Annotated in this window: 18 protein-coding genes; 12 read left to right on the top strand and 6 right to left on the bottom strand. The window is 71.6% G+C overall.

Going from position 1 to position 21,844, the window contains the following annotated elements; translation table 11 throughout:
* Nucleotides 1-13: 13 nt before the first annotated feature.
* Both KUG38_RS10630 and ribBA read right to left on the bottom strand, forming a co-directional pair.
* Complete coding sequence (locus KUG38_RS10630; protein ID WP_216921176.1) at nucleotides 14-2,179, bottom strand: hypothetical protein; 2,166 nt, start codon at nucleotides 2,177-2,179, stop codon at nucleotides 14-16.
* A gap of 515 nt (nucleotides 2,180-2,694) precedes the next feature.
* Complete coding sequence (gene ribBA / locus KUG38_RS10625) at nucleotides 2,695-4,407, bottom strand: bifunctional 3,4-dihydroxy-2-butanone-4-phosphate synthase/GTP cyclohydrolase II (protein WP_286195882.1); 1,713 nt, start codon at nucleotides 4,405-4,407, stop codon at nucleotides 2,695-2,697.
* 79 nt (nucleotides 4,408-4,486) lie between these two features.
* On the opposite strand from ribBA, the gene argC reads away from it, so the two are divergent.
* Nucleotides 4,487-5,551, top strand: a complete 1,065-nt coding sequence (gene argC / locus KUG38_RS10620; RefSeq protein WP_216921175.1) for an N-acetyl-gamma-glutamyl-phosphate reductase — start codon at nucleotides 4,487-4,489, stop codon at nucleotides 5,549-5,551.
* Here argC and purN read toward each other — a convergent pair.
* Nucleotides 5,542-6,201: a phosphoribosylglycinamide formyltransferase gene (purN, locus tag KUG38_RS10615; protein ID WP_216921174.1), complete on the bottom strand. Its 660-nt coding sequence runs from the start codon at nucleotides 6,199-6,201 to the stop codon at nucleotides 5,542-5,544. The two genes, argC and purN, sit on opposite strands and share 10 nt — an antisense overlap.
* A gap of 7 nt (nucleotides 6,202-6,208) precedes the next feature.
* Here purN and KUG38_RS10610 point away from each other — a divergent pair, with 7 nt between their 5' ends.
* From KUG38_RS10610 to KUG38_RS10600, 3 genes are read left to right on the top strand one after another with little or no spacing between them, the layout of a single operon-like run.
* Complete coding sequence (locus KUG38_RS10610) at nucleotides 6,209-6,553, top strand: DUF1257 domain-containing protein (RefSeq protein ID WP_216921173.1); 345 nt, start codon at nucleotides 6,209-6,211, stop codon at nucleotides 6,551-6,553.
* On the top strand, nucleotides 6,546-8,294 hold the full coding sequence (locus KUG38_RS10605; protein ID WP_216921171.1) for a M61 family metallopeptidase: 1,749 nt from the start codon (nucleotides 6,546-6,548) through the stop codon (nucleotides 8,292-8,294). Before KUG38_RS10610 ends, KUG38_RS10605 begins: the two co-directional genes overlap by 8 nt.
* On the top strand, nucleotides 8,291-9,172 hold the full coding sequence (locus KUG38_RS10600; protein WP_216921169.1) for an N-acetylmuramoyl-L-alanine amidase: 882 nt from the start codon (nucleotides 8,291-8,293) through the stop codon (nucleotides 9,170-9,172). Before KUG38_RS10605 ends, KUG38_RS10600 begins: the two co-directional genes overlap by 4 nt.
* Nucleotides 9,173-9,212: 40 nt before the next feature.
* On the opposite strand, the gene KUG38_RS10595 is transcribed toward KUG38_RS10600, so the two are convergent.
* The gene (locus KUG38_RS10595; protein WP_216921757.1) at nucleotides 9,213-10,016 is read right to left on the bottom strand and encodes a helicase DnaB; all 804 of its coding nucleotides are present in this window, start codon (nucleotides 10,014-10,016) and stop codon (nucleotides 9,213-9,215) included.
* Between the two features lie 288 nt (nucleotides 10,017-10,304).
* Here KUG38_RS10595 and KUG38_RS10590 point away from each other — a divergent pair, with 288 nt between their 5' ends.
* Genes KUG38_RS10590 through fghA form a run of 3 tightly spaced genes read left to right on the top strand, consistent with a single transcriptional unit; the run spans nucleotide 10,305 to nucleotide 13,919 of the window.
* Entirely contained in the window at nucleotides 10,305-11,906 is a 1,602-nt protein-coding gene (locus tag KUG38_RS10590; RefSeq protein WP_216921167.1) for a glucose-6-phosphate isomerase, read from the top strand.
* A gap of 19 nt (nucleotides 11,907-11,925) precedes the next feature.
* Nucleotides 11,926-13,038 (top strand): S-(hydroxymethyl)glutathione dehydrogenase/class III alcohol dehydrogenase, encoded by a 1,113-nt coding sequence (locus tag KUG38_RS10585; RefSeq protein WP_216921165.1) that lies wholly within the window; start codon nucleotides 11,926-11,928, stop codon nucleotides 13,036-13,038.
* Between the two features lie 32 nt (nucleotides 13,039-13,070).
* Nucleotides 13,071-13,919 (top strand): S-formylglutathione hydrolase, encoded by an 849-nt coding sequence (gene fghA, locus KUG38_RS10580; RefSeq protein WP_216921163.1) that lies wholly within the window; start codon nucleotides 13,071-13,073, stop codon nucleotides 13,917-13,919.
* On the opposite strand, the gene leuS is transcribed toward fghA, so the two are convergent.
* Together leuS and KUG38_RS10570 are read right to left on the bottom strand one after the other, a co-directional pair.
* A complete protein-coding gene (gene leuS / locus KUG38_RS10575) occupies nucleotides 13,903-16,524 on the bottom strand; it encodes a leucine--tRNA ligase (RefSeq protein ID WP_216921161.1) in 2,622 nt (873 codons plus the stop codon). The two genes, fghA and leuS, sit on opposite strands and share 17 nt — an antisense overlap.
* Nucleotides 16,525-16,570: 46 nt before the next feature.
* Nucleotides 16,571-16,810, bottom strand: a complete 240-nt coding sequence (locus tag KUG38_RS10570; RefSeq protein WP_216921159.1) for an Hfq-related RNA-binding protein — start codon at nucleotides 16,808-16,810, stop codon at nucleotides 16,571-16,573.
* Between the two features lie 43 nt (nucleotides 16,811-16,853).
* Here KUG38_RS10570 and dapF point away from each other — a divergent pair, with 43 nt between their 5' ends.
* The 5 genes from dapF (at nucleotide 16,854) to KUG38_RS10545 (ending at nucleotide 21,844) form a co-directional block, all read left to right on the top strand.
* Nucleotides 16,854-17,999 carry a diaminopimelate epimerase gene (dapF, locus tag KUG38_RS10565; RefSeq protein WP_216921755.1) on the top strand — a complete coding sequence of 382 codons (1,146 nt, stop codon included), beginning with the start codon at nucleotides 16,854-16,856 and terminating at the stop codon, nucleotides 17,997-17,999.
* Nucleotides 17,983-19,176: a cysteine desulfurase family protein gene (locus KUG38_RS10560; protein WP_216921157.1), complete on the top strand. Its 1,194-nt coding sequence runs from the start codon at nucleotides 17,983-17,985 to the stop codon at nucleotides 19,174-19,176. The genes dapF and KUG38_RS10560 overlap by 17 nt, the downstream gene beginning before the upstream one ends.
* A 26-nt stretch (nucleotides 19,177-19,202) precedes the next feature.
* Nucleotides 19,203-19,892 carry a DUF1995 family protein gene (locus tag KUG38_RS10555; RefSeq protein ID WP_216921155.1) on the top strand — a complete coding sequence of 230 codons (690 nt, stop codon included), beginning with the start codon at nucleotides 19,203-19,205 and terminating at the stop codon, nucleotides 19,890-19,892.
* Between the two features lie 82 nt (nucleotides 19,893-19,974).
* A complete protein-coding gene (locus KUG38_RS10550) occupies nucleotides 19,975-20,499 on the top strand; it encodes a DUF4330 domain-containing protein (protein WP_353617779.1) in 525 nt (174 codons plus the stop codon).
* Nucleotide 20,500: 1 nt separating this feature from the next.
* Complete coding sequence (locus KUG38_RS10545; protein ID WP_216921151.1) at nucleotides 20,501-21,844, top strand: D-alanyl-D-alanine carboxypeptidase/D-alanyl-D-alanine-endopeptidase; 1,344 nt, start codon at nucleotides 20,501-20,503, stop codon at nucleotides 21,842-21,844.

Here is a 21,844-nt window from a genome sequence, read left to right as displayed (position 1 = left end):
CCCCTGCGGTAGCTCAGGCCGCCGCGGCGGCCCCCGGCACGGTGCCTGCGGCGGAACCGGCATCGGGTGAGCGCAGGGCGGGGAGTTCGGCGATGGCGGTGACGCTTCTGTCGGACCCCAGCAGCACCAGCCGGCTGCCCAGGTCCCCGGTGGCGATCGCCAGCTGGTCCACTCCGGTGGGCCGGGTTCCCATGCCGCTGACTAGCTGATCCAGGGGGGCGATCGGCAGCAGCCGGGGCTCGCCGATCCCCTCCAGACCCGCCGGCGTCAGGTCGACCGGAACCGACTCCGCCGCCCGATCGGCGAGGAGGCCGCCCAGACGCCAGGCGATGGCATCGGTCAGGCCGATGCCGCCACCAGGGCTCCACTCCAGATCTGCCAGCACCGGCAGGGCACGGTCGTTGGCCTGGGCCCGCATCCGGATGGCCTCCATCCCGGCCAGCACGAAGCGATCGCGTCCCGCGCCGCCGCTGACGACCAGCGGTGGCGCGCCCGCTCCGGTGCGATCCTCCAGGGCCCCCAGATCCAGCTCGAACCGGTCGTCGCCGGCCCCGGTCCGCAGCGTCTCGAAACCGCTGATGCCCCCGAGGATGCCGCTGGCCTCGCCACGGCCAAGATCGACCACCACCCCCTCCCGCCAGGCGCCGTAGTCGAGCCCGTCAAGGCCATCGCCACCCTGCAGGATCCCGTCGAGCCTGCCGGTGACCCCCACCGTCACCAGGGCATCCCCATCGCCGAGGAACAGGTTCTCCCAGCCGCTGAAGTCGAGCGAGCCGATCGTTCCGCTCCCGGGGGCCTCCAGGTGGACGGCCACCACCCCTTCCCCCCTGGCCACCCCCTCGTCCCCAGGGGCGTTCACCAGGCTGTCGAAGCCGCCGCCGCCGTCGAGGGAGCCGGCCAGCCGCGCCAGGGGAGCATCGATCCGGTCGTCCCCGCCCGCCGCCGCCAGCCTCAGCTGCGCCGGGGCCTCCCCCGCCAGATGGAGCGAGAGGGTGTCGTCCCCCTCTCCGAGGCCGACGGCATTGCTGGAGTCCGCCGCAAACGTCAGCGTTGAGCCGGTCACGGGTCCGTCGAAGTCGAGCCTGTTGGTGCCAGGGCCCGCGGCGATGCGGGAGCCGGTCACGGCGCCCTCCACGCTCAGTCGGTCGTCCCCTTCCCCCAGGTCGACATCGGAATCCAGCAGGGCGATCCGCTCGGTGACGGCCTGCCAGGTCAGGTCGCGCCAGGGCTGATCGAGCCAGGTCCGGATGCTGACCACATCGTCGCCTCCGCCCACCTGCAGCCGGCTGTTCACCAACCCGAGGGCCCGTGCCCGCAGCTGCAGGGAAGCTTCGGTTTCCGCCGGATCGGCGGCGGCCGGCAGGGTGATGCTCAGGCCGGGGCCACCACCCTGGGGATCCCGGAAGCCACTGGCGATCAGCACCCGGTCGTCCCCATCCCCCAGGAGGATGGCGCTGTCCTGCATGGCCTGGGCGAGCAGGTCGATGCCGATCTGACTCTTCACCGCGCTCACCGGGGAGTGGAGCTGGAACCGGGCCAGGCTGCTGAGTTCCAGCGTGCCCCCTCCGCCCGCGTCCTCGAGGCGGCTGTCCAGCATGCCGATCAGGGACTGGAGAACCTGCCCCCGGGCCAGGCCGCCGGCCACCAGAGCCAGATCGATGGCGTCCGAGACCCGCAGAAGGATGTCGTTGGCCTCTGGCCCCAGCTGAAGACTGGCCCGGTTCATGCCGGTGGTGTGGGTGGCCAGGCTCAGGCCGGCATCGTCGAGCACCGAAAGGGCCAGGAGTGTCAGCTCGCGATCGGATCCCACCTGCACCCGGGGTGTGTGGATGTCGCGTAGATCGATCACCGTGTCTCGGAGGGCGTCGAGGCTCTGGCGGTAGCGGCTCTCGGCCCCCCCTTCCACCGAACGGCTGACGATGCTGTCGTCGCTGCGGACGACGACCCGGAACGTCGGGATCTCCGGCGGCGCCACAGACCTCGCCATCATCGGCTGTTTCGGGCCGTCCCCGTTCACGTCGCTGGTCGCGTCACTGGTCGCGTCGCTGGACTCCAGGGCAACGCTCCGCTGCTGGCGCCGGGCGGCAGCGGGGGAGCCGGTCCAGAGCAGCCCGGAGCCGGCGGCGACCGGCGAGCGGAATCCCGACAGCGGCGCCTCCTGGGCCCAGGTGTTGGCCATGGCCGCCGCTGCCGCCTGGCCGGGCGGCGAGAGGCCACGTTCCCCTGCGCTGACCGGGCCAGAAGGATCGGCAGGGGCGAGCCCTCGATGGGCGCCACCGGATGCGGCCGAGCCGGGCTCCCACCCGGCCGGGGCTCCTGCGTCAGCACCAACGCCACCGGCCGTGCCCGCCGCCCGAGCGCTGCCCTGGCTGGCAGCGCCTGCCCCCGGCCCGTTCTCCGGCGACGGCCCTCCCCCAGCGGGCGCCGCCATCGCCCCGTCCTGCATCAGATAAAGGAACGTCAGCCACAGGGCCGTTCCGGTCAGTCCGGTCTCCAAGGAGAGCCGGCCGGGATCGCTGCGCAGACTCATCGCCCTGCGGAACTGCTGGATGGCCTGACCCATCGACTCCCCTTCCCGCCGAGCGCTGCCTCACCCCTAGCCCGGTTTCGATCGGCCCCGGACGCGGTGGTGCAATGACGCTGTGAACCTGCGACCCGACGTCACCGTCCTTAAGGACGCGCCCCGCCGGCGCCTCAGGACCAGACGATGAAGGCCCCGGGGGTGAGATTGAGCAGGGGGCAGGTGAGGGTCCGGCCCGGTTCCCCATCTCCATCCCCATCCCCGGCCACCGGGCCGCCGTCCGCCGCCGGCGGAACCAGGTCGGCCAGCTGGCGGCGCTCCGGCTCCAGGTCGATGCTCGGATGGCCCTTGCGGCGGGCATCGGGCGCCAGCAGCAGGTTGACGCCGGTGGTGCCCTGCCAGCGGGCCATCTCCATCAGCGGCCCGGCCAGGTCGGCGGCGGTGAGCTGGCGCGACTGGTGGGCCGCCAGCAGCAGGGCCAGCCCGGGACCGTCGAGCAGGGCGAGCAGGCGGGGATCCTCCTCGCGCTCCAGCAGCAGCCCCTTGCGCCGGGCCCAGTCCCGCAGCACCTCCAGACGGTTCGCCACCAGCAGGGGGTCGTGGGGGCCTTGCCAGCCCAGCACGGCCGTCAGGCCATGGGATTCGGTCTCCATCAGGTGGCCCAGCTTGGTGCGTTTCACCCGCAGGTAGGCGGCGTTGTGGAGGCCGGGGTCCATCACCAGGGGCACCCGGTCGACCACCTCGAGCCCGTAGCCGCCCAGACCGGCGATCTTGCGGGGGTTGTTGGTGATCAGGCGCAGCCGGCGCACGCCCAGGTCGCTGAGGATCTGGGCCCCGACGCCGTAGTTGCGCAGGTCGGCGGCGAAGCCCAGGCGTTCGTTGGCCTCCACCGTGTCGAGGCCGCCGTCCTGGAGGCTGTAGGCCTTGAGCTTGTTGATCAGGCCGATGCCGCGCCCCTCCTGGCGCAGGTAGACCACCACCCCCTCTCCGGCCGACTCGATCATGCGCAGGGCCGCCTCCAGCTGGGGACGGCAGTCGCAGCGGAGCGAGCCGAAAGCATCGCCGGTGAGGCATTCGGAGTGGACACGCACCAGCACCGGGCCGGTGCCCCGTTCCGGGTAGCCCTTGACGATGGCCACGTGCTCGCTGCCGTCGAGTTCATTGCGGTAGCCGATCGCCCGGAACTGGCCGAAGCTGCTGGGCAGGGTGGCCTCCGCCTGGCGGGCCACGAACCGCTCGGTGTCGAGGCGGTAGCGGATCAGGTCGGCGATGCTGATCAGCCGCAGGCCGTGGTGGCGGGCGTAGTCGGCCAGCTGGGCCAGCCGGGCCATGGAGCCATCGGCGTTCTGGATCTCGCAGATCACCCCGGCGGGGTAAAGGCCGGCCAGGCGGGCCAGGTCGACGGCCGCCTCCGTGTGGCCCGCCCGCTGCAGCACCCCGCCCTGGCGGGCCCGCAGCGGGAAGATGTGGCCGGGCCGGCGCAGGTCGCCGGGCCGGGTCTCGGGATGGATCGCCACCTGGATCGTCCGGGCCCGGTCCTCCGCCGAGATCCCCGTGCTCACCCCCCGCTCCGGGCCCGCATCCACGCTGACGGTGAAGGCGGTCTGGTTGCTGTCGGTGTTGCGATCCACCATCAGGGGCAGATCCAGGGCATCGAGTCGCTCGCCCTCCATCGCCAGGCAGATCAGGCCCCGGGCATCGGTGGCCATGAAGTTGATCTGCTGGGGGGTGGCGAACTGGGCCGCGCAGATCAGATCGCCCTCATTCTCCCGGTTCTCGTCATCGACCACCACGATCGACTCACCGTTGCGAATGGCCGCCAGGGCATCGGCGATGGCATCGAAGTGAATGCCCGTGGACTGGCGTGGGCCGGACAGGACGGTCAAGGGAGCGAGATGGATCGGGGAAAGGATCGAACCTCATTTATAGGGTGCCGGTACGATCCAGCGTTCTTCTGCGTTCCGCATGGCTGGCAAGCGCGTTGCGGTGATCGGTGCCAGTGGTTACGGGGGACTGCAGACCCTGAGGCTGCTGCAGGGCCACCCGGACCTCACGGTGAGCTTTCTGGGCGGGGAGCGCAGCACGGGCAGGCGCTGGAGCGAGCTGGTGCCGTTCCTGCCGCTGGAGGACGACCTGGTGGTGCGCTCACCGGATCCGGAGGCCATCGCCGCCGCCGCCGATCTGGCCGTCCTGAGCCTGCCGAACGGCCTGGCGGCCGGCCTGGTCCCCGAACTGCTGCAGCGCGGCGTCAAGGTGGTGGACCTCTCGGCCGACTACCGCTACCGCTCCCTGGCCCAGTGGGAGGAGGTCTATGCCGCTGAGGCCCGCCAGGCCGCCCGCCAGGATGGCGATCTCTGCCGGGAAGCGGTCTACGGGTTGGTGGAGGTGGCGGAGGCGCGGATCCGCGAGGCCCGCCTGGTGGCGGCCCCCGGCTGTTTCCCCACCGCCAGCCTGCTGGCCCTGCTGCCCTTCCTCGAGCAGGGGCTGATCGAGACCAGCGGCATCGTCATCGACGCCAAGACGGGCACCTCCGGCGGCGGCCGGGCCGCCAAGGAGAACCTGTTGCTGGCCGAAGCCGCCGAAGCCGTGGCGCCCTACGGCGTGGTGGGCCACCGCCACACCAGCGAGATCGAGCAGCTGGCGGGCCAAGCGGCGGGCCAGGCGATCCAGCTGCAGTTCACGCCCCACCTGATGCCGATGGTGCGGGGCCTGCTGGCGACGGTGTACGGGCGGCTGCGGGACCCCGGCCTGACGGCGGAGGACTGCACGACCCTGCTCAAGGCCTCCTACCGCCACAGCCCCACGGTGCAGGTCCTGCCGGTGGGGGTCTACCCCTCCACCAAGTGGGTGCGCAACACCAACCGCTGCCTGCTGTCGGTCCAGGTGGACCCGCGCACCGGCCAGCTGATCGTCATGAGCGCGATCGACAACCTGGTCAAGGGCCAGGCCGGCCAGGGGGTGCAGTGCCTCAACCTGCTCAGCGGCCTGGAGGCCGGAACCGGACTGCCGCTGTTGCCCTTCTACCCCTGAGCCAGGCGCCGGGCGGCGAGGCTGACGGCCAGGGGCAGGATCCGGTGCTCCTGGCGCTGGATGCGGGCGTGGAGCCGTTCGCGGTCGTCGTCCGCCAGCACCGGCACCGCCGCCTGCACCAGGATCGGCCCCGCATCTACCTGCTCGGTCACCAGGTGGGCGGTGCAGCCGGCCAGGGTGACCCCGGCCGCCAGGGCCTCCCCCACTCCGTCGGCGCCGCGGAAGCTGGGCAGGAGGGAGGGGTGGATGTTCACCAGCCGCTCCGGGAAGGCTCCGATCAGCACCGGGGTGACGATGCGCATCCAGCCCGCCATCACCACCAGATCGACCTGGTGTGCCTCGAACAGGCTGATCAGGGCCCGATCCAGGGCTTCTCGCGAGGGCTGCTGGCGGTGGTCGATCACCTCACAGGGGATGCCGAGCCGTTCAGCCCGCACCCGGGCCCCGCAGTCCGCCCGGTTCACCGCCAGGACGACCACCTGGCCATGCAGCCTGCCGTCGCTGCAGGCCCGCGCCAGGGCCTCGAAGTTGCTGCCCGTGCCGGAGGCCATCACCGCCAGTCGCAACGGGGCCTGGGTGGCCGGAGTCGGCTGTGGCAACGGCCACTGGAGAGACCCGCCGGGATCGCTATGGTCAGCGGAATCGGGCATTGCGTCCATGTCCCATCTCTCCATCCTGCCCACCGTTCTGCGGGATGCCGAGGCCCTGGCGGCCACCCTCGCCAGCCTTGAGCTCCCCTGGCGGTGGGGGGGGGAACTGGTCGGATTCGCCGGCGAGCGCCAGGCGGTGACCCTGCAGCTGCAGCTCAGGGATGGCCAGGGCCTGGGATGGGCCCACCAGGACGACGGCTCCCTCGCCCTGGTGGGCGATCTCCAGCGCATCAGCCGCAACACCGGCCTGCAGCGGCTGCTGGGCCGGATCACGCGGGCCTATGCCGCCCGGGCGGCTCTCCAGGAGGCCAGCCTGGCCGTCCCCACGGCGTCGATCGAGCTCCGTGTCTGACGACCCACCCCAACCCGACACGGCCGCCGGGCCGGTCGTCCAGCTCGACCTGCGTGAGCCCCACCGCCATTGGGTCCAGGTCACCCTCCATCTCACCCCCCGCTGTCTGCGCACGGAGCTTCAGCTGCCCGCCTGGACGCCGGGCTCCTACCTGATCCGGGACCACGTCCGCCACCTCGAGGCCCTCGAGGTGGATCAGGGGGAGAGCCACGTCATCCCGACACGGGTGGCGGAGGCCCGCTGGCGCCTGTCCCTCACCAGCCTCGCCCCCCTCGTTGTCCGCTACCGCCTCCAGGCCACGGAGCTGAGCGTGCGCACCTGCCACCTCAACGCCGACCACGCCTTCCTGGCCCTGGCCGGCGTGGTGCTGGAAGCCACGGGCGAACGCTGGAATCCCCACCGCCTGGAGCTGCAGCTGCCTGAGGGCTGGCAGGCCTTCGTTCCCCTGCCGACCCCCAGCGACGGCTCCTGGATCGCCGGCGACTACGACCGGCTGATCGACGCGCCCCTGGAGGCCGGCCCCCATCCCAGCCACCGGTTCAGCGTCGCCGGTGTGCCCCACCGCTGGGTCACCTGGGGGGGCGATCTGCCCGTCGAGGATCCCGCCTGGCTGGCCGATGTGGAACGCATCGCCCTGGCCTGCTGCCGCCTGATGGGGCAGACCGCCCCCGCCAGCGACGACTATCTGTTCGTGCTGCACCTGCTGGAGGCGGGCTTCGGCGGCCTGGAGCACGACCATGCCAGCGTGCTCCAGTACGGCCGGCGGGCCCTGGCGGCTCCCGGTGGTCGCCGCAAGCTGCTGCAGCTGGTGGCCCACGAGTACCTGCACCAGTGGAACGTGCGGCGCCTCAAGCCCGCCGAACTCACGCCGCTCGAATACGGCCGGGCCACGATCGTGTCCGGTCTCTGGTTCGCCGAGGGGGTGACCTCCTACCTCGACCTGCTGCTGCCGCTGGCGGCCGGCGTGGGCACGGAGGCCGACCTGCTCGAGGACCTGGGCGCCGACCTGAGCCGCTACCTGCTCACCCCCGGTCGCCGGGTCCAGGGACTGCGGCAGAGCGCCGAGGAGGCCTGGGTGAAGCTCTACCGCCAGGATGCCTCCTCGGCCGACAGCCAGATCAGCTACTACCTCAAGGGGGCCGTGGTGGCCCTGGTGCTCGACCTGCATCTGCGGCGGCACGGCTCCAGCCTGGGGGCGGTGCTGCGGGGGCTGTGGCGCAGCCATGGGGCCGCGGGGCGTGGCTACACCCACAGCGATCTGGTCGACGCCTTCGCCGGCCAGGCCCCCGACCTGGCGGAGCTGCTGCCCCACTGGCTGGAGAGCACCGACGACCCCGACCTCGATGCCTACCTGGCCGACGTCGGGCTGGCCCTGCGGCCGAAGCCGGCCAACGAGCCCTTCCTCGGCTGGCAGCTGGAGGAATCCGCAGGGGTATCGATGCGTCTGAAGCGGGTGCATAGAAACGGCCCGGCGGAGCGGGCCTGCCTGCAGGCGGGCGATGAGCTGCTGGCCCTCGATGACCTGCGCCTGCGCACACCGGAGGACCTGGCCATGACCCTCGCCATCCCCACGGCAGCGGCGGAACGGCAGCTGCTCTTCTGCCGGGACGGCCGGGTGCGCAGCACCGTCCTGCACCCCGATCCCCCGGCCACCGCCAGCTGGCAGCTGGTGATCGATCCCGACCGCGACGGCGCGCACACCCGCGACAACCGGCAGCGCTGGCTGTCGCTGCAGCCATGACGTCGTCCCTGCGCCCCCTGGTGCTGGCGGTGGCCGGTGCCGGTGTGATCAGCCTCGGGGGACTGACCTGGCTGGGCCGTGACCTGTTCGGCGCCCCGGGCAATGCCGGTGGCCGTGCCTCCCTCCTCGATCTGCTGGAGGAGGTCCGCCAGTCCCCCCCCGATGGGGGGGCTTCGCCCACGCACTCAGCGCCGGAGAAGGCCCTGCCACCGCCCCAGGCCGCCTGGCGTGCTCCCCTGGGGGGGGCCTGCCAGGCCGACCCGGCCCTGCGCGCCCGTCTGGCGGGCCTGGCGGAGCGACTTCGCTACGACACCGTCCGGCTGCGCATCGACCCGAGCAACTACGGCGAGCGTTTCCGCCGGGATGCCTTCGGCCAGACGCTCGACACCACCCCCCAGGTCGTCGTGCTGCACGAGACCGTCTTCGGCATCAACTCCGCGATCAACACCTTCATGACGCCCCATCCGCGGGACGAGGATCAGGTGAGCTACCACACCCTGATCGGCCTCGATGGCCAGGTGGTGGAGGCGCTGGACCCGGCCAAGCGGGCCTTCGGCGCCGGCAACTCCGCCTTCAACGGCCGCTGGGTGGTGACCAACCCGGAGCTGGCCGGCTCGATCAACAACTTCGCCCTGCACCTCAGCCTGGAGACGCCCCTCGACGGGGAGAACCAGGGGGGCAGCCACAGCGGTTACACGGCTGCCCAGTACGACGCCCTCGCGGTCGTCCTGGCCCGCTGGATGCGCCGCTTCGGCATCCCCCCCAGCAACATCACCACCCACCAGCACGTTGATCTGGGCGGGGAGCGCATGGATCCGCGCAGCTTCGACTGGCGGGAACTTCAGGTGCGGCTGGCCGCCCTCGGTGTGCTCTGCTGAGTTGCACGCCCTGGGCGCAGGCTCAGATCAGCGGGCCGGTTCAGATCAGCGGACTGGTGATCGGTTTGCGGGTGCCGTAGAGCAGGGCGTGCAGTTCCGGGTCCTGCATGTAGCGCAGCACCCGTCCGGGGTAGTCCAGCTTGCCGTTGTGGAGGTAGGCCAGGGTGGCGATGGCTTTGGCATCGGCGGGGGAGGTGCTGGCCATCAGCAGGGCGTTGTCGGAGAGCCCCAGGGCTTGCTTCAGCCGAACGAACTTGCCCACCAGCAGGCGCACGTTGCGGTCGGGGTCGAGCAGTTCCATGCGCGCCTCATCGATCTGCTCCGGGGTGGCATCGGCGGGCAGGAGCCCCTGTTTGACGAGCTCGCCGACGCTGAGCTGGGCGGGGCCATGGGTGCTGAACAGGCCGCTGCGAGCCGCCAGGGGCAGGTCTTCACCGGGCTTGGCGTGCTGCAGCTCATCGAAGAGCACGGCGGTGACCAGCATCGGATTGATGTGGTGGCGGCGGCTCTCGTTGAGGATCACCGGCCTGAGCTCCTCGAGCCGGCCGAGGGTGTGGCTGCGCAGGGGCTGGAGCTGGTCGATGCCCTCGGTGAACAGCTGGGCCAGCCTGGGCTGGGGCCCGTGGACGCCGAAGCGGCGGTTGAGCTCCCGCAGTTCCTCGGGACTGAAATCGACCGGATCGGGCCGCAGCCCTTCGCTGGTGGACGGACTGATCAGGGGAAAGGCCTTGCCGTCGCGCTCGCCGTCGGTGAGCAGGAACGAACTGCGCGATCGCACCTGGGGTTCCCGGCTCAGCGGGAAAAGGGCCAGGCCGCCGGCCACCAGAAGCAGGCCCAGCTTCATCGCGTGGCGGTGAAAGCCGCGGCGGCGCAGGCCGTGGCTCCGCTGGCAAGCCCGGGGCGCGACCGCCGGCTGGAGGCCGGAGCGTCGTGGCTTAGTTCCGGCGAGGCGGGACAGCAAGCGAAATGGCGCTCTTTAGACCAATTGTAACGAACACGGCCGGATTCTTCCCGCTTCGGGGGCGCTCCGGTGGCTGGCCCCGTGGTGGAAAGCCCGCATCCGCCGATCCGCTTGCCGAACGTGGAGGCTGATGGATACGGTTCGGGGGCCCGTCACGGCGTCCCAGGAGCCATGTCCCCGCTGCCGCCGTTGAACGGCCAAGATTCCGCTGCCCTCTGGGAGCGATTCCGCCAGCTGCTCTGGCACGACCCTGATCTTGCCCTCTGGCTCGACGTCAGCCGGATGGCCCTGGAGCAGCGGGACCTGGAGGCCTTCGAAGCCCCCTTCGCCCGCGCCTTCGCCGCCATGGAGGCCCTTGAGGCGGGGGCCATCGCCAACGCCGACGAGGGTCGGCAGGTGGGCCACTACTGGTTGCGGGCCCCGGAGCTGGCCCCCGATCCGGCGGTGGCCGCCGCCATCGCTGCGGAGGTGGACCGCCTCGAAGCCTTCGGACGGGACGTGCTGGCCGGAACGGTCACGGCCCCCGGCGGCCGGCCCTTCACCGACGTGCTCTGGATCGGTATCGGCGGCTCCGGCCTGGGCCCCCTGCTTATGCTCCGGGCCCTGCAGCGCCAGGGGGTGGGACTGCCGTTCCACTTCTTCGACAACGTCGACCCCGACGGCATGGCCCGCACCCTGGCCGCCCTGGACGACCGTCTCACCACCACGCTGGTGATCGTGGTCAGCAAGTCGGGGGGCACCCCCGAACCCCACCTGGGCATGGTGCAGGCCCGGGCGCGGGTGCTGGCCGCCGGCGGCGACTGGAGCGCCCAGGCGGTGGCCATCACCATGGCGGGGAGTCGGCTGGATCAGCAGGCGGAAGCGGCCGGCTGGCTGCGGCGTTTCGACATGTTCGACTGGGTGGGCGGACGCACCAGCATCACCAGTGCCGTCGGGCTGCTGCCCGCCGCTCTGATCGGCGCCGACCTGCGTGGCTTCCTGGACGGGGCCGCCGCCATGGACCGGCTGACGCGGGTGCCGGACCTGCGCACCAACCCCGCCGCCCTGCTGGCCGCCTCCTGGCACGTGGCCGGCGGCGGCCAGGGTCGCCGGGACATGGTGGTCCTGCCCTACCGGGATCGGCTGGAGGTGTTCAGCCGCTACCTGCAGCAGCTGGTGATGGAGTCCCTGGGCAAGCGGCTCGACCGCGATGGCGTCGTGGTGCACCAGGGCCTCGCCGTCTACGGCAACAAGGGCTCCACCGACCAGCACGCCTACGTCCAGCAACTGCGCGATGGCCTCGACAACTTCTTCGTGACCTTCATCGAGGTGCTGGAGGACCCGGCGGAGATCCCCACGATCGACGGCGAATGCCCCGCCGATTTCCTTGAGGGGTTCCTGCAGGGCACCCGGGCGGCCCTGGCCGAACAGGCCCGCCAGAGCATCACCATCACCTTGGGGCGCTTCGACGCCCGGGCCCTCGGGGCCCTGATCGGCCTGTTCGAGCGGGCGGTGGGGCTCTACGGCGAGCTGGTCAACGTCAACGCGTATCACCAGCCCGGGGTGGAAGCGGGCAAGCAGGCGGCCGCCGGCATCCTGGACCTGCAGAACCGGGTGGAGGCCCTGCTCGCCGATGGTCAGGCCCGCTCCCTGGTCGCCATCGGGGCGGAACTGGAGCTGGAGGCGGTGGAGCCGGTGTTCTGGCTGTTGCGGCACCTCTGCGCCAACGACCGCGGCTATGGGGCGAAAGGCGACTGGGGGCAGCCCGACGGGCTGATCTTCCAGCACACTTGAGGGGCCTTCCCCCTTCGCCATGGTCCGATCCCGCGCTGCGGTCGCCTGGGCCGCCGGTCAGCCCCTGGAGGTCACCGAGATCGATGTGGAGGGGCCCCGGGCCGGCGAGGTGCTGCTGCGGGTCGTGGCCACGGGCGTGTGCCACACCGATGCCTTCACCCTCTCCGGCGCCGACCCCGAGGGGATCTTCCCGGCGGTGCTGGGCCACGAGGGCGGCGCGGTGGTGGTGGAGGTGGGCCCCGGGGTGACCTCCCTGGCGGTGGGGGATCACGTGATCCCGCTCTACACGCCCGAATGCCGCTCCTGCCGTTTCTGCCTCTCCGGCAAGACCAACCTCTGCCAGGCGATCCGCGCCACCCAGGGCCGGGGCCTGATGCCCGACGGCAGCAGCCGCTTCTCCCGTGACGGCGAACGGATCTTCCACTACATGGGCACCTCCACCTTCTCCGAATACACGGTGGTGCCCGAGATCGCGGTGGCGAAGATCGCCCCGGAGGCGCCCCTCGAGAAGGTGTGCCTGCTGGGCTGCGGCGTCACCACCGGCATCGGCGCCGTGCTCAACACCGCCAAGGTGGAGCCCGGCAGCAGCGTGGCCGTCTTCGGCCTCGGCGGCATCGGCCTTGCCGTGATCATCGGGGCCGTGATGGCCGGGGCGGAGCGGATCATCGGCATCGACACCAACCCCGACAAGTTCGCCATCGCCGGCCAGCTCGGTGCCACCGAGTGCCTCGACCCGAAGGCCTTCGACGCCCCCATCCAGGAGGTGGTGATCGACCGCACCGACGGCGGCGTGGATTACTCCTTCGAGTGCATCGGCAACGTTCAGGTGATGCGCGCCGCCCTGGAGTGCTGCCACAAGGGCTGGGGTGAATCCACGATCATCGGCGTCGCCGGGGCGGGCCAGGAGATCGCCACCCGGCCGTTCCAGCTCGTGACCGGACGGGTGTGGCGGGGCTCCGCCTTCGGCGGGGTGCGGGGCCGCACCGAACTGCCCGGGTATGTGCAGCGATTCCAGCAGGGGGAGATCCCCCTCGACACCTTCATCACCCACACCATGGGGCTGGAGGACATCAACCGGGCCTTCGACCTGATGCACGCCGGCCAGAGCATCCGCTCCGTGATCCACTTCTGAGCCCCCCTGCGACCCCGGAGGTCAGCGTCCCCATGCTCGAGCTGCTCAGCGAGAACCGCAGTTTCGGCGGCCTGCACCGCCGTTACAGGCACCCATCGTCCGAACTGAACGGGCCGGCGACCCTGGCGGTGTACCTGCCGCCCCAGGCCCTCGCCGGGGAGCGGGTGCCGGCTCTCTACTGGCTCTCAGGTCTCACCTGCACCGACGAGAACGTGATGCAGAAGGGTGGGGCCCACCGTCTCGCCGCCGAGCTCGGCCTGGCCCTGGTGGCCCCGGACACCAGCCCCAGGGGAGCGGAGGTGCCCACCGACCCCGATGGCGGCTGGGATCTGGGCCAGGGGGCCGGCTTCTACGTCGATGCCACCGAGGCCCCCTGGGACCGCCATTACCGGATGCACGCCTATGTGGTGGAGGAGCTGCCCGCCCTGCTGGAAGCTGAGCTGCCCCTGAGCCAGGCCCGCGCCATCAGCGGCCATTCCATGGGGGGCCACGGTGCCCTGGTGACGGCCCTGCGGCACCCGGGCCGTTACCGCTCCGTGTCCGCCTTCGCCCCGATCTGCCACCCCTGCGCCTGTCCCTGGGGCCAGAAGGCCTTCGGGGCCTATCTGGGGGCGGATCCAGCGGCCTGGGCCGCCTGGGATGCCACTCTCCTGCTCGCCTCAGCGGCGGAGCGGCTGCCGCTGCTGGTGGATCAGGGCCTCGCCGATCCCTTCCTCGACAGCCAGCTGCGGCCCGCCGACCTGGCGGCGGCTGCCGAAGCGGCGGGGCACCCCCTGCAGCTGCGCTTCCAGGAGGGCTACGACCACAGCTACTTCTTCATCGCCAGCTTCATCGAAGACCACCTGCGCCACCACGCCGCTGCCCTCAGGGCACCAGGTTGACCAGCTTGCCGGGCACCACGATCACCCGCCGGGGCGGCTGACCATCCAGCCAGCGCTGGGCCACGTCGCTCTCCAGCGCCAGCTTCTCGAGGGTGGCCGCATCGGCGTCGGCGGGCACCTCCAGGCTGCCGCGCATCTTGCCCTTCACCTGGATCACCAGGGGGATCGTGTCGCGCACCAGGGCCGCCGGATCGACGGTGGGCCAGCGCTGGGCATGGACGCTCGCCCCGGCGCTGATGGGCTCCCCCTCCCCGTGGCCGCCGAGTTTCTGCCAGAGCTCCTCGGCCAGGTGGGGCGCGAAGGGGGCCAGCAGGATCAGCAGGGTGGACAGGGCCTCGGTGGCCACGGCCGGGCCGGCCGCCTCCAGGTGGGCGGCCAGGGCGTTGCTGAGCTTCATCAGCTCGGAAACGGCGGTGTTGAGCTGCAGCTCCCCTTCCAGGTCTTCGCTGATGGCGGCAATGGCGGTATGCACGGCCCGGCGCAGCTCCCTTTCGCCGTCGCTGAGGGCAGCGGGATCCGGCGCCGGCTGGGGGGCGTCAGGTTCGCTCAGGCGCAAACCACGTCCCTGGGCCCCCTCCACCAGGCGCCAGAGGCGCTGCAGGAAGCGGTACTGGCCCTCCACGTCGGCGTCGTCCCACTCCAGATCCTTCTCCGGAGGCGCCTTGAACAGGATGAACATGCGGGCCGTGTCGGCCCCGTAGCGGTCGATCACCACCGCGGGATCCACGCCGTTGTGCTTCGACTTGGACATCTTTTCGTAGAACACCTCCAGCACCTCGCCGCTGATCGGATCGCGGGGGTCGCTGGGGTCGGCCACCTGGGCCGGGGCCACGTACTGCCCGGTCTGGGGGTTGCGGTAGGTGATGCCCTGCACCATGCCCTGGGTGAGCAGGCGGGCGAAGGGTTCGGAGAAGCCCAGCAGGCCCCGGTCCCGCAGCACCTTGGTGAAGAAGCGGGAATAGAGCAGGTGCAGGATGGCGTGCTCGATACCGCCCACGTACTGATCCACGGGCAACCAGCGGTCGACGGCGTCGCGGCCGAACGGCCGCTGGTCGTTGTGGGGATCGCTGTAGCGCAGGTAGTACCAGGACGAACACATGAAGGTGTCCATGGTGTCGGTCTCCCGCTTGGCGGGGGCGCCGCAGCTCGGGCAGGGCACATTCACCCACGACTCCAGCTTGGCCAGGGGGGTCCCCCCCTTGCCGCTCAGGGGGATGTCCCGGGGCAGTTCCACCGGCAGCTGGTCGTCGGGGACGGGCACCACACCGCAACTGTCGCAGTGGATCACGGGGATGGGGCAGCCCCAGTAGCGCTGGCGGGAGATCAGCCAGTCGCGCAGTCGGTACTGCACCCGTCCCTGGCCCCAACCCTGCTCCTCGGCCCAGGCGACGATGGCCGACTTGGCCTCGGTGGTGGTCAGGCCGTCGAAGGAACCGGAGCCGATCAGCACACCGCCTTCGGTCCAGGCCTGGCCGTCGTAGGCGTGGGGGTCGGACCCTTCCGGGATCACCACCCGGAGCACCGGCAGCTCGTACTGCCGGGCGAAGGCGAAGTCGCGCTGGTCGTGGGCCGGAACCCCCATCACGGCACCGGTGCCGTAGTCGGCCAGCACGTAGTCGGCGATCCAGACGGGGATGCGTTCACCGCTGGCGGGGTTGCGGGCCCAGGCGCCGATCGGCACGCCCCGCTTGGGCCGGTCCTCGGCCGTCCGCTCCTGCTCGCTCTGGCGGCTGACCAGATCGGAGAAGGCGGTCACCGAGAGGCGGCAGTCGTCCGTGGTCAGCTCGGCCACCAGGGGGTGGTCCGGAGCCAGCACCACGTAGGTGGCCCCGTGGATCGTGTCGGGTCGGGTGGTGAAGACGGTGATGGCGGCACCGCTCTCCGTGGTGAAGGTCAGCTCGGCACCGAGGGAGCGACCGATCCAGTTGGCCTGCATCGTGCGCACCCGCTCCGGCCAGCCCTCCAGGGAAGGCAGATCGTCGAGCAGGGCATCGGCGTAGGCGGTGATCTTCAGAAACCACTGGCGCAGCCGGCGCTTCTCCACCTGGGCACCGGAGCGCCAGGAGCGACCCTCCGCATCCACCTGCTCATTGGCGAGCACCGTCTGGTCGATCGGGTCCCAGTTGACCGTCGCCTCCTTGCGGTAGGCCAGGCCGGCATCGAGGAACTGCAGGAACAGCCACTGTGTCCAGCGGTAGTAATCGGCGTGGCAGGTGGCCACTTCCCGGTCCCAGTCGATCGAGAGGCCGAGCCGTTTGAGCTGGTCCCGCATCTGGGCGATGTTGCGATCGGTCCAGTCCCCCGGATCGACGCCCCGCTCGATGGCGGCGTTCTCCGCCGGCAGTCCGAAGGCGTCCCAGCCCATGGGATGGAGCACCTGCCGTCCCCGCAGACGGGCCGCCCGGGCGATGACGTCGGTGATGACGTAATTACGGACGTGGCCCATGTGGAGGCTCCCCGACGGGTAGGGGAACATCGAGAGGGCGTAGTAGGGCTCGCCGGCGCCGTCCTGGGGGTCGGGGGTGACGTGCAGTCCCAGCTGCTCCCACTGCAGTTGCCAGCGTTGCTCGATCGCTTCGGGCCGGTAGCGGGAAGAGTCAGTCACGGGCCACAGGGAATGGGGGTGATCGTGTCACAGCCCATGGAGAGGCTCAGCTGAGGGCCCGCAGCGAAGCCACGGCGGTCAGGCTGATCAGCAGCAGCGGCGTGCCGGGTTCGGTGCTCATCGCCAGGAAATGGCTGTCCTGCCAGCGGATGATGCCATCGAACTCCTTGCCGGACAGCAGGACGACGTTCACAGGGGTGCGGATGCGGATCAGCTCCTGGACGTGCCGCACACTGGGCAGGGTCGTGTCGAGCCTGGGTCCCCGTTTTTCAAAGAAACTCTGCATAGGATCGACCCCAATCTCCAGGTTTCACGGAACGGTGCTTCAGGTGCTCCAATTCAGTAAATACCAGGGTCTTGGAAATGACTTCTTGCTGCTGGACGGCCGCAGCTTAGAGGATCCTGAGGGCCTGTTCGGCCTGACTCCCGACCGGGTGCAGCGGCTCTGCGACCGCCGCTTCGGGGTGGGTGGCGATGGCGTGATCCTGGCCCTGCCGCCGAGGGAAGGCGGCGAGCTGCGGATGCGGATCTTCAACGCCGATGGCACCGAGCCGGAGATGTGCGGCAACGGCATCCGCTGTCTGGCCCGTTTCCTCGCGGACAGTGACGGCGACGAGGCTCCCCGCAGCTGGGAGATCGAGACCCTCGCCGGCCGCATCGTGCCGGCCCTCGCTGAGGACGGTCGCATCCGCGTCGACATGGGTCCGCCGTTTTTGACGCCCGAGACCGTGCCCACCACCCTGGCGGTGGGGGAGCAGGGGCTGCCGGTGGGCGAGCTGGAGGTGCTGGGCCAGCGCCTGGCGGTGGCGGCCGCCGGCATGGGCAATCCCCACGCCGTCGTGCCCGTCGCCGACGTGGCGGCGATCGATCTGGAGGGCCTCGGCGCCGCCCTCGAGGTGCACGGGGCCTTCCCGGCCCGCACCAACGTCCACTTCGTCCAGGTGCTCGCCCCCGACCATCTGGTGATGCGGGTCTGGGAGCGGGGCGCGGGCCCCACCCTGGCCTGCGGCACCGGCGCCTGCGCCACCCTGGTGGCCTGCCATCGGCTCGGCCTGGCCGCCCGCCACGCCCGGCTGGATCTGCCGGGTGGGCCCCTGGAGATCCTCTGGGACGAAGCCAGCGGCCACGTGTTCATGACCGGTCCGGCCGAGGCGGTGTTTGACGGGGTCGTGGCCCCGTCGCTGTTCGACGAGGACGGGGCATTCCCTGCCGCCACGGCGATGCCAGCGCCGTCCAGCGCCCCGGTGGAGAGCGGGAGCGCCCCCCGCGTTGACGCAGGCGGTGGCGCCATCGATTGCGCCACCGCCTGCGTCAACGGCTGCCTGCGTCCGGAGGCCTGCCCCAGCGCCGAAGCCCGGGCCCGCGTCACAGCCCTGCTGGAGGGGCGCTCCCTCGACGATCTGGTGGCCCTGGCCGGCGAATCCCTGGAATCCCGCACCCGGGGCCGCCTCTCCCGCGATGCCCCCGCCCCCTGAGATCTACCTCGACGCCTGCGCCACCGCCCCTCCGGCGGTGGAGGTGCTGGAGGCCATGGCCGGCGCCCACCGGGAGGCCTGGGCCAACCCCTCCAGCCTCCATGGCCACGGCCTGGCGGCGGCGGATCGCCTGGAGCGTGACCGCCAGGCCCTCGCCGCCCGGCTCGGCTGCGGTGGGGATGAACTGGTGTTCGTCTCCGGGGGGAGCGAAGCGATCCACACCGCCCTGGTTGGCTCCGACGGGCCCCTGGAACCGGGCCGGGTGCTGCTTTCGGCGGTGGAGCACCCCGCCAGCTATGCCGCCGCCGCCGCCCTGGCGCGCCGGGGCTGGGAGGTGCAGCTCCTGCCGGTGGACCGTCGCGGGGTGATTGATCTGGATGAGCTGCAGCGCCTGCTGACGCCCCCGACCCGGCTGGTGTCGGTGCTCTGGGGCCAGAGCGAGGTGGGAACGCTCCAGCCGATCGAGGCGATCGGTGCGCTGTGCCGCCAGGCCGGGGTGCGGTTCCACGTCGATGCGGTGCAGGTGGTGGGCCACCGCCCGGTCGATTTCAGCCGGCTGCCGGTGGACCTGCTCAGCTGCGCGGCCCACAAGCTGCAGGGTCCCCGCGGCGTGGGGGCCCTGCTGGTGCGGCGCGGGGTCCGGCTTGAGCCCCTGATCGGCGGGGCCCAGGAGGGGGGGCGTCGCGGCGGCACCGAGCCGGTGGCCCTGGTGGCCGGCTTCGCGGCGGCCCTCGAGCTGGCCGACCGGCGGCTGGCGGCCCACGGCGGCACCGATACCATGGCCTCGCTGCGCGATCCCCTCCTGGCCGACCTGCGGCGCCTGGAGGGCGTGCGCCTGAGCGGCCCGGAACCGCACGACCCCGCCGGGCGCCTGCCGCACCACATCAGCCTGCTGGTGGACGGGCCCGAGGGCCGGCCCCTGGGTGGTCGGCGTCTGGTGCGGGAGCTGGCCCGCCAGGGCTACGCCGTCAGCAGCGGTTCGGCCTGCGCCAGCGCCGGTGCCGCTGCGGGCACGGCCGGCACCAGTGCCGTGCTGCTCGCCATGGGCTATGGCCCCGCCGAGGCGGCCAGCGGCCTGCGGATCAGCCTGGGCCCCTGGCTCACCGCCGCGGATCTGGCCGGCCTGCCGGCGGCCCTGGAGCAGGCACGGCGCGTGGTGGCGGAAGCGGCTGGGTAGGGTCCGATCAGCCCTGCCGCCAGCCGATGCTGCCCGCCGATCTGCGCACCGCCGAAGCCGAAGCCCTCCAGGCCCTCCAGGCGGCCCTGGCGGCCGGATCGGGGGGACGCTGGACCGTGGAATTCCGCTTCGAAGGACTGCGCCTGATGCCGGTGGTGCTGCGTCTGCTGGAGGGGCTGATCGCGGAGCGACCAGGGGTGCGGCTGCTGTTTCCGGATGCCGGTGCCACCGCCCTGGCCCGACGGGATGCTCCTGCCCTGGCTGAGCACATCGGCAGCTTCTCCGACCAGCAGCGGCGCCAGCAGGAGGAACCCTCGACCGGCGTGCTGCTGCTGGTGGGGGCGAGCCAGGCCGAATACGAGCTGGTGGAGGCGGTGTGCGGCCGCCACAGCGACGCCGTGGTGCTCGTCAATCCCGCCCTGGAGGATGCCGCCGTGGGCATCGGCAGCGTGGCGCGCCAGCGTCGCCGCGGCTTCCTGGCCGGCTGGCGGGCCGCCTATGCCCTGCTGCCCAAGGCCGACCGCGCCCTGCGCTGCGCCTACCCCGGCGAATGGGAGCTCTACCGGCTCGACCCCGACGGCTTCCGGCTGGCAGGCAGTTTCGAGCAGAAGCCCGATACGGAGCAGCAGGACCTGGCCCTCAGCGGCCGCGAGGAGGCCGGTCTTGGCAGCAACCTGCGGGCTCTGGGCCAGATGATCGAGGACCTGCAGAACTGAGACGCCTGTCCGGGAGGACCCGACCGGGGCGGCTGGTGCATCCCGGAAAGGCTGCGTACACTTCGCGGGCTTTCCCATGCCCATGCCCAGCGAATCGCCCCGGTCCCGTTCCTTCAGCCTCGTCGACGTCGGCGCCGCCGTCGCCGCCCTGCTGGCGATCGGGGGTGTGATCTGGAGCCCCCGGCTCAGCGGGGCTGTGGCCCAGGCCACCGGCGCCCTCGAGCCCGTCACCGTGATGGTGGACGTGCGCGGTGCCCCCGCCGCCGCCCCCCTCGAACTGCTGCAGCAGGCCCGCGCCGAGGGCAAGGTGGCGATCGTGATCCGCAACCAGCCCCACGGCAGCGTGGCGGTCAAGGAGATCCTTCCCTTCGACCGGATCATCTCCACCCTCACCCCCGACGGGAAGGTGGTGAGCGCCCCCGATCCCAACCAGAAGACCTTCAGCACCTTCGATGGACGTTTCGTCCTCGAGGGCCAGGGCCGGCGCACTGCCGGAGGTGTCGTCTTCGGCAACCAGACCATCAAGATCGGCGCCCCGGTTGAGTTGGAAGGCACCAACTACCGCTTCAACGGCACCGTCACGGACCTGAAACTCGGAACCTCCTGACATGACCCTGTCCGTCCGCCCCGTCCAGCACCGTCCCCGCCGCCCCCTGAGGCTGACGGCGCTGCTGCTAGTGGTAGGCGGCACCGGCCCGGCGGGTCTGGCGGCCTGGGCCCAGACCGAGCCGGCCCTTCCCTCGGCCCGCAGCCAGCGGCCCCTGCCGATGGCTGCGCTGCCGCTGGCTCCCCCCCCGGTGGGCATGCCGCGGCTGGCCACCGAAGTCACCTGCCCCAGCCTGCAGCGCCAGGTCGCCCTGGTGCTGGGCGACGAGCGCTCCCGCTGGAGCGTCAGCGTCGCCGACGGCAGCGGTCGGCTGCTGGCCGACGTCAACGGCCGCCAGCCTCGGGTGCCGGCCTCCAACCAGAAGCTGGTCAGCAGCGCCTTCGCCCTGGATCGCCTCGGCCCCGACTACCGGCTCAGCACCCAGCTGTGGCGGCTTCAGGACGGCACCCTGCGGCTCACCGGCCAGGGGGATCCCGACCTGGCCCTGCCCCAGCTGCAGCGTTTCGCCCAGCTGGCCATGGCCGCAGGGGCCAGCTCCCCCGCGGGTGGCGGTCCGGTGCGTCTGGAACTGGCGGAGGAAGCCTCCCAGAACTGGTGGCCCAGCGGCTGGAATGTGGCCGACCGGGCCTACGCCTACGGCGCCCCGATCACCCGGCTGGCCATCACCAGCAATGCCATCGACGATGCGGTCAGCAATCCCCCCTCCCGGCTCCAGACGCTCCTGCGTCGGGCCATGGACCAGGGCGGCGGATCGCCCCTGCAGCTGACCCTGGTGTCCGCCCGCCAGCCCCTGCCCGCCGACGCGGTTCTCATCCACGAGGAGCCCTCCACCTCGATGCATGGCCTGCTGAGTCTGGCCAACACCGAAAGCCACAACTTCACCGCCGAGGTGCTGCTGCGTCAGGCGGCCGGCACCTGGGACGTGGTCGAGGCCAGCCGTCTGACCACCATCTGGCTGGGCCAGCAGGGCCTGCCGATGGAGGGGGTCAGGGTGGCGGACGGCAGTGGCCTCGACCGCGCCAACCGCGTCACCAGCCGCTTCCTGGTGGCCCTGCTGCTGCGCATGGACCACCACCCCTATTCCAGGGACTACATCAGTTCGATGGCCATCGCCGGGCGCCGGGGCACCCTGCGCAACCTCTACAAGGGCACCAGCCTCGACGGGCGCCTCTTCGCCAAGACCGGCACCCTGACGGGCGTGCGCTCGATCAGCGGCGTTCTCCAGACGGCGGACGGTCCCCGTTACGTCAGTGCCGTGTCCGCCGGGGCGGGGGCTCCGAACACCACCATCGGCCGTGTGCTTCGGGAAGTGCAGGCCGTGGGGACCTGCCCTTCGGCGATCTGA

The sequence above is a fragment of the Synechococcus sp. CCAP 1479/9 genome (genome assembly GCF_019038535.1).
Classification (GTDB): Bacteria; Cyanobacteriota; Cyanobacteriia; order PCC-6307; family Cyanobiaceae; genus Cyanobium.
This window is presented reverse-complemented; position numbering and strand designations above follow the sequence as displayed.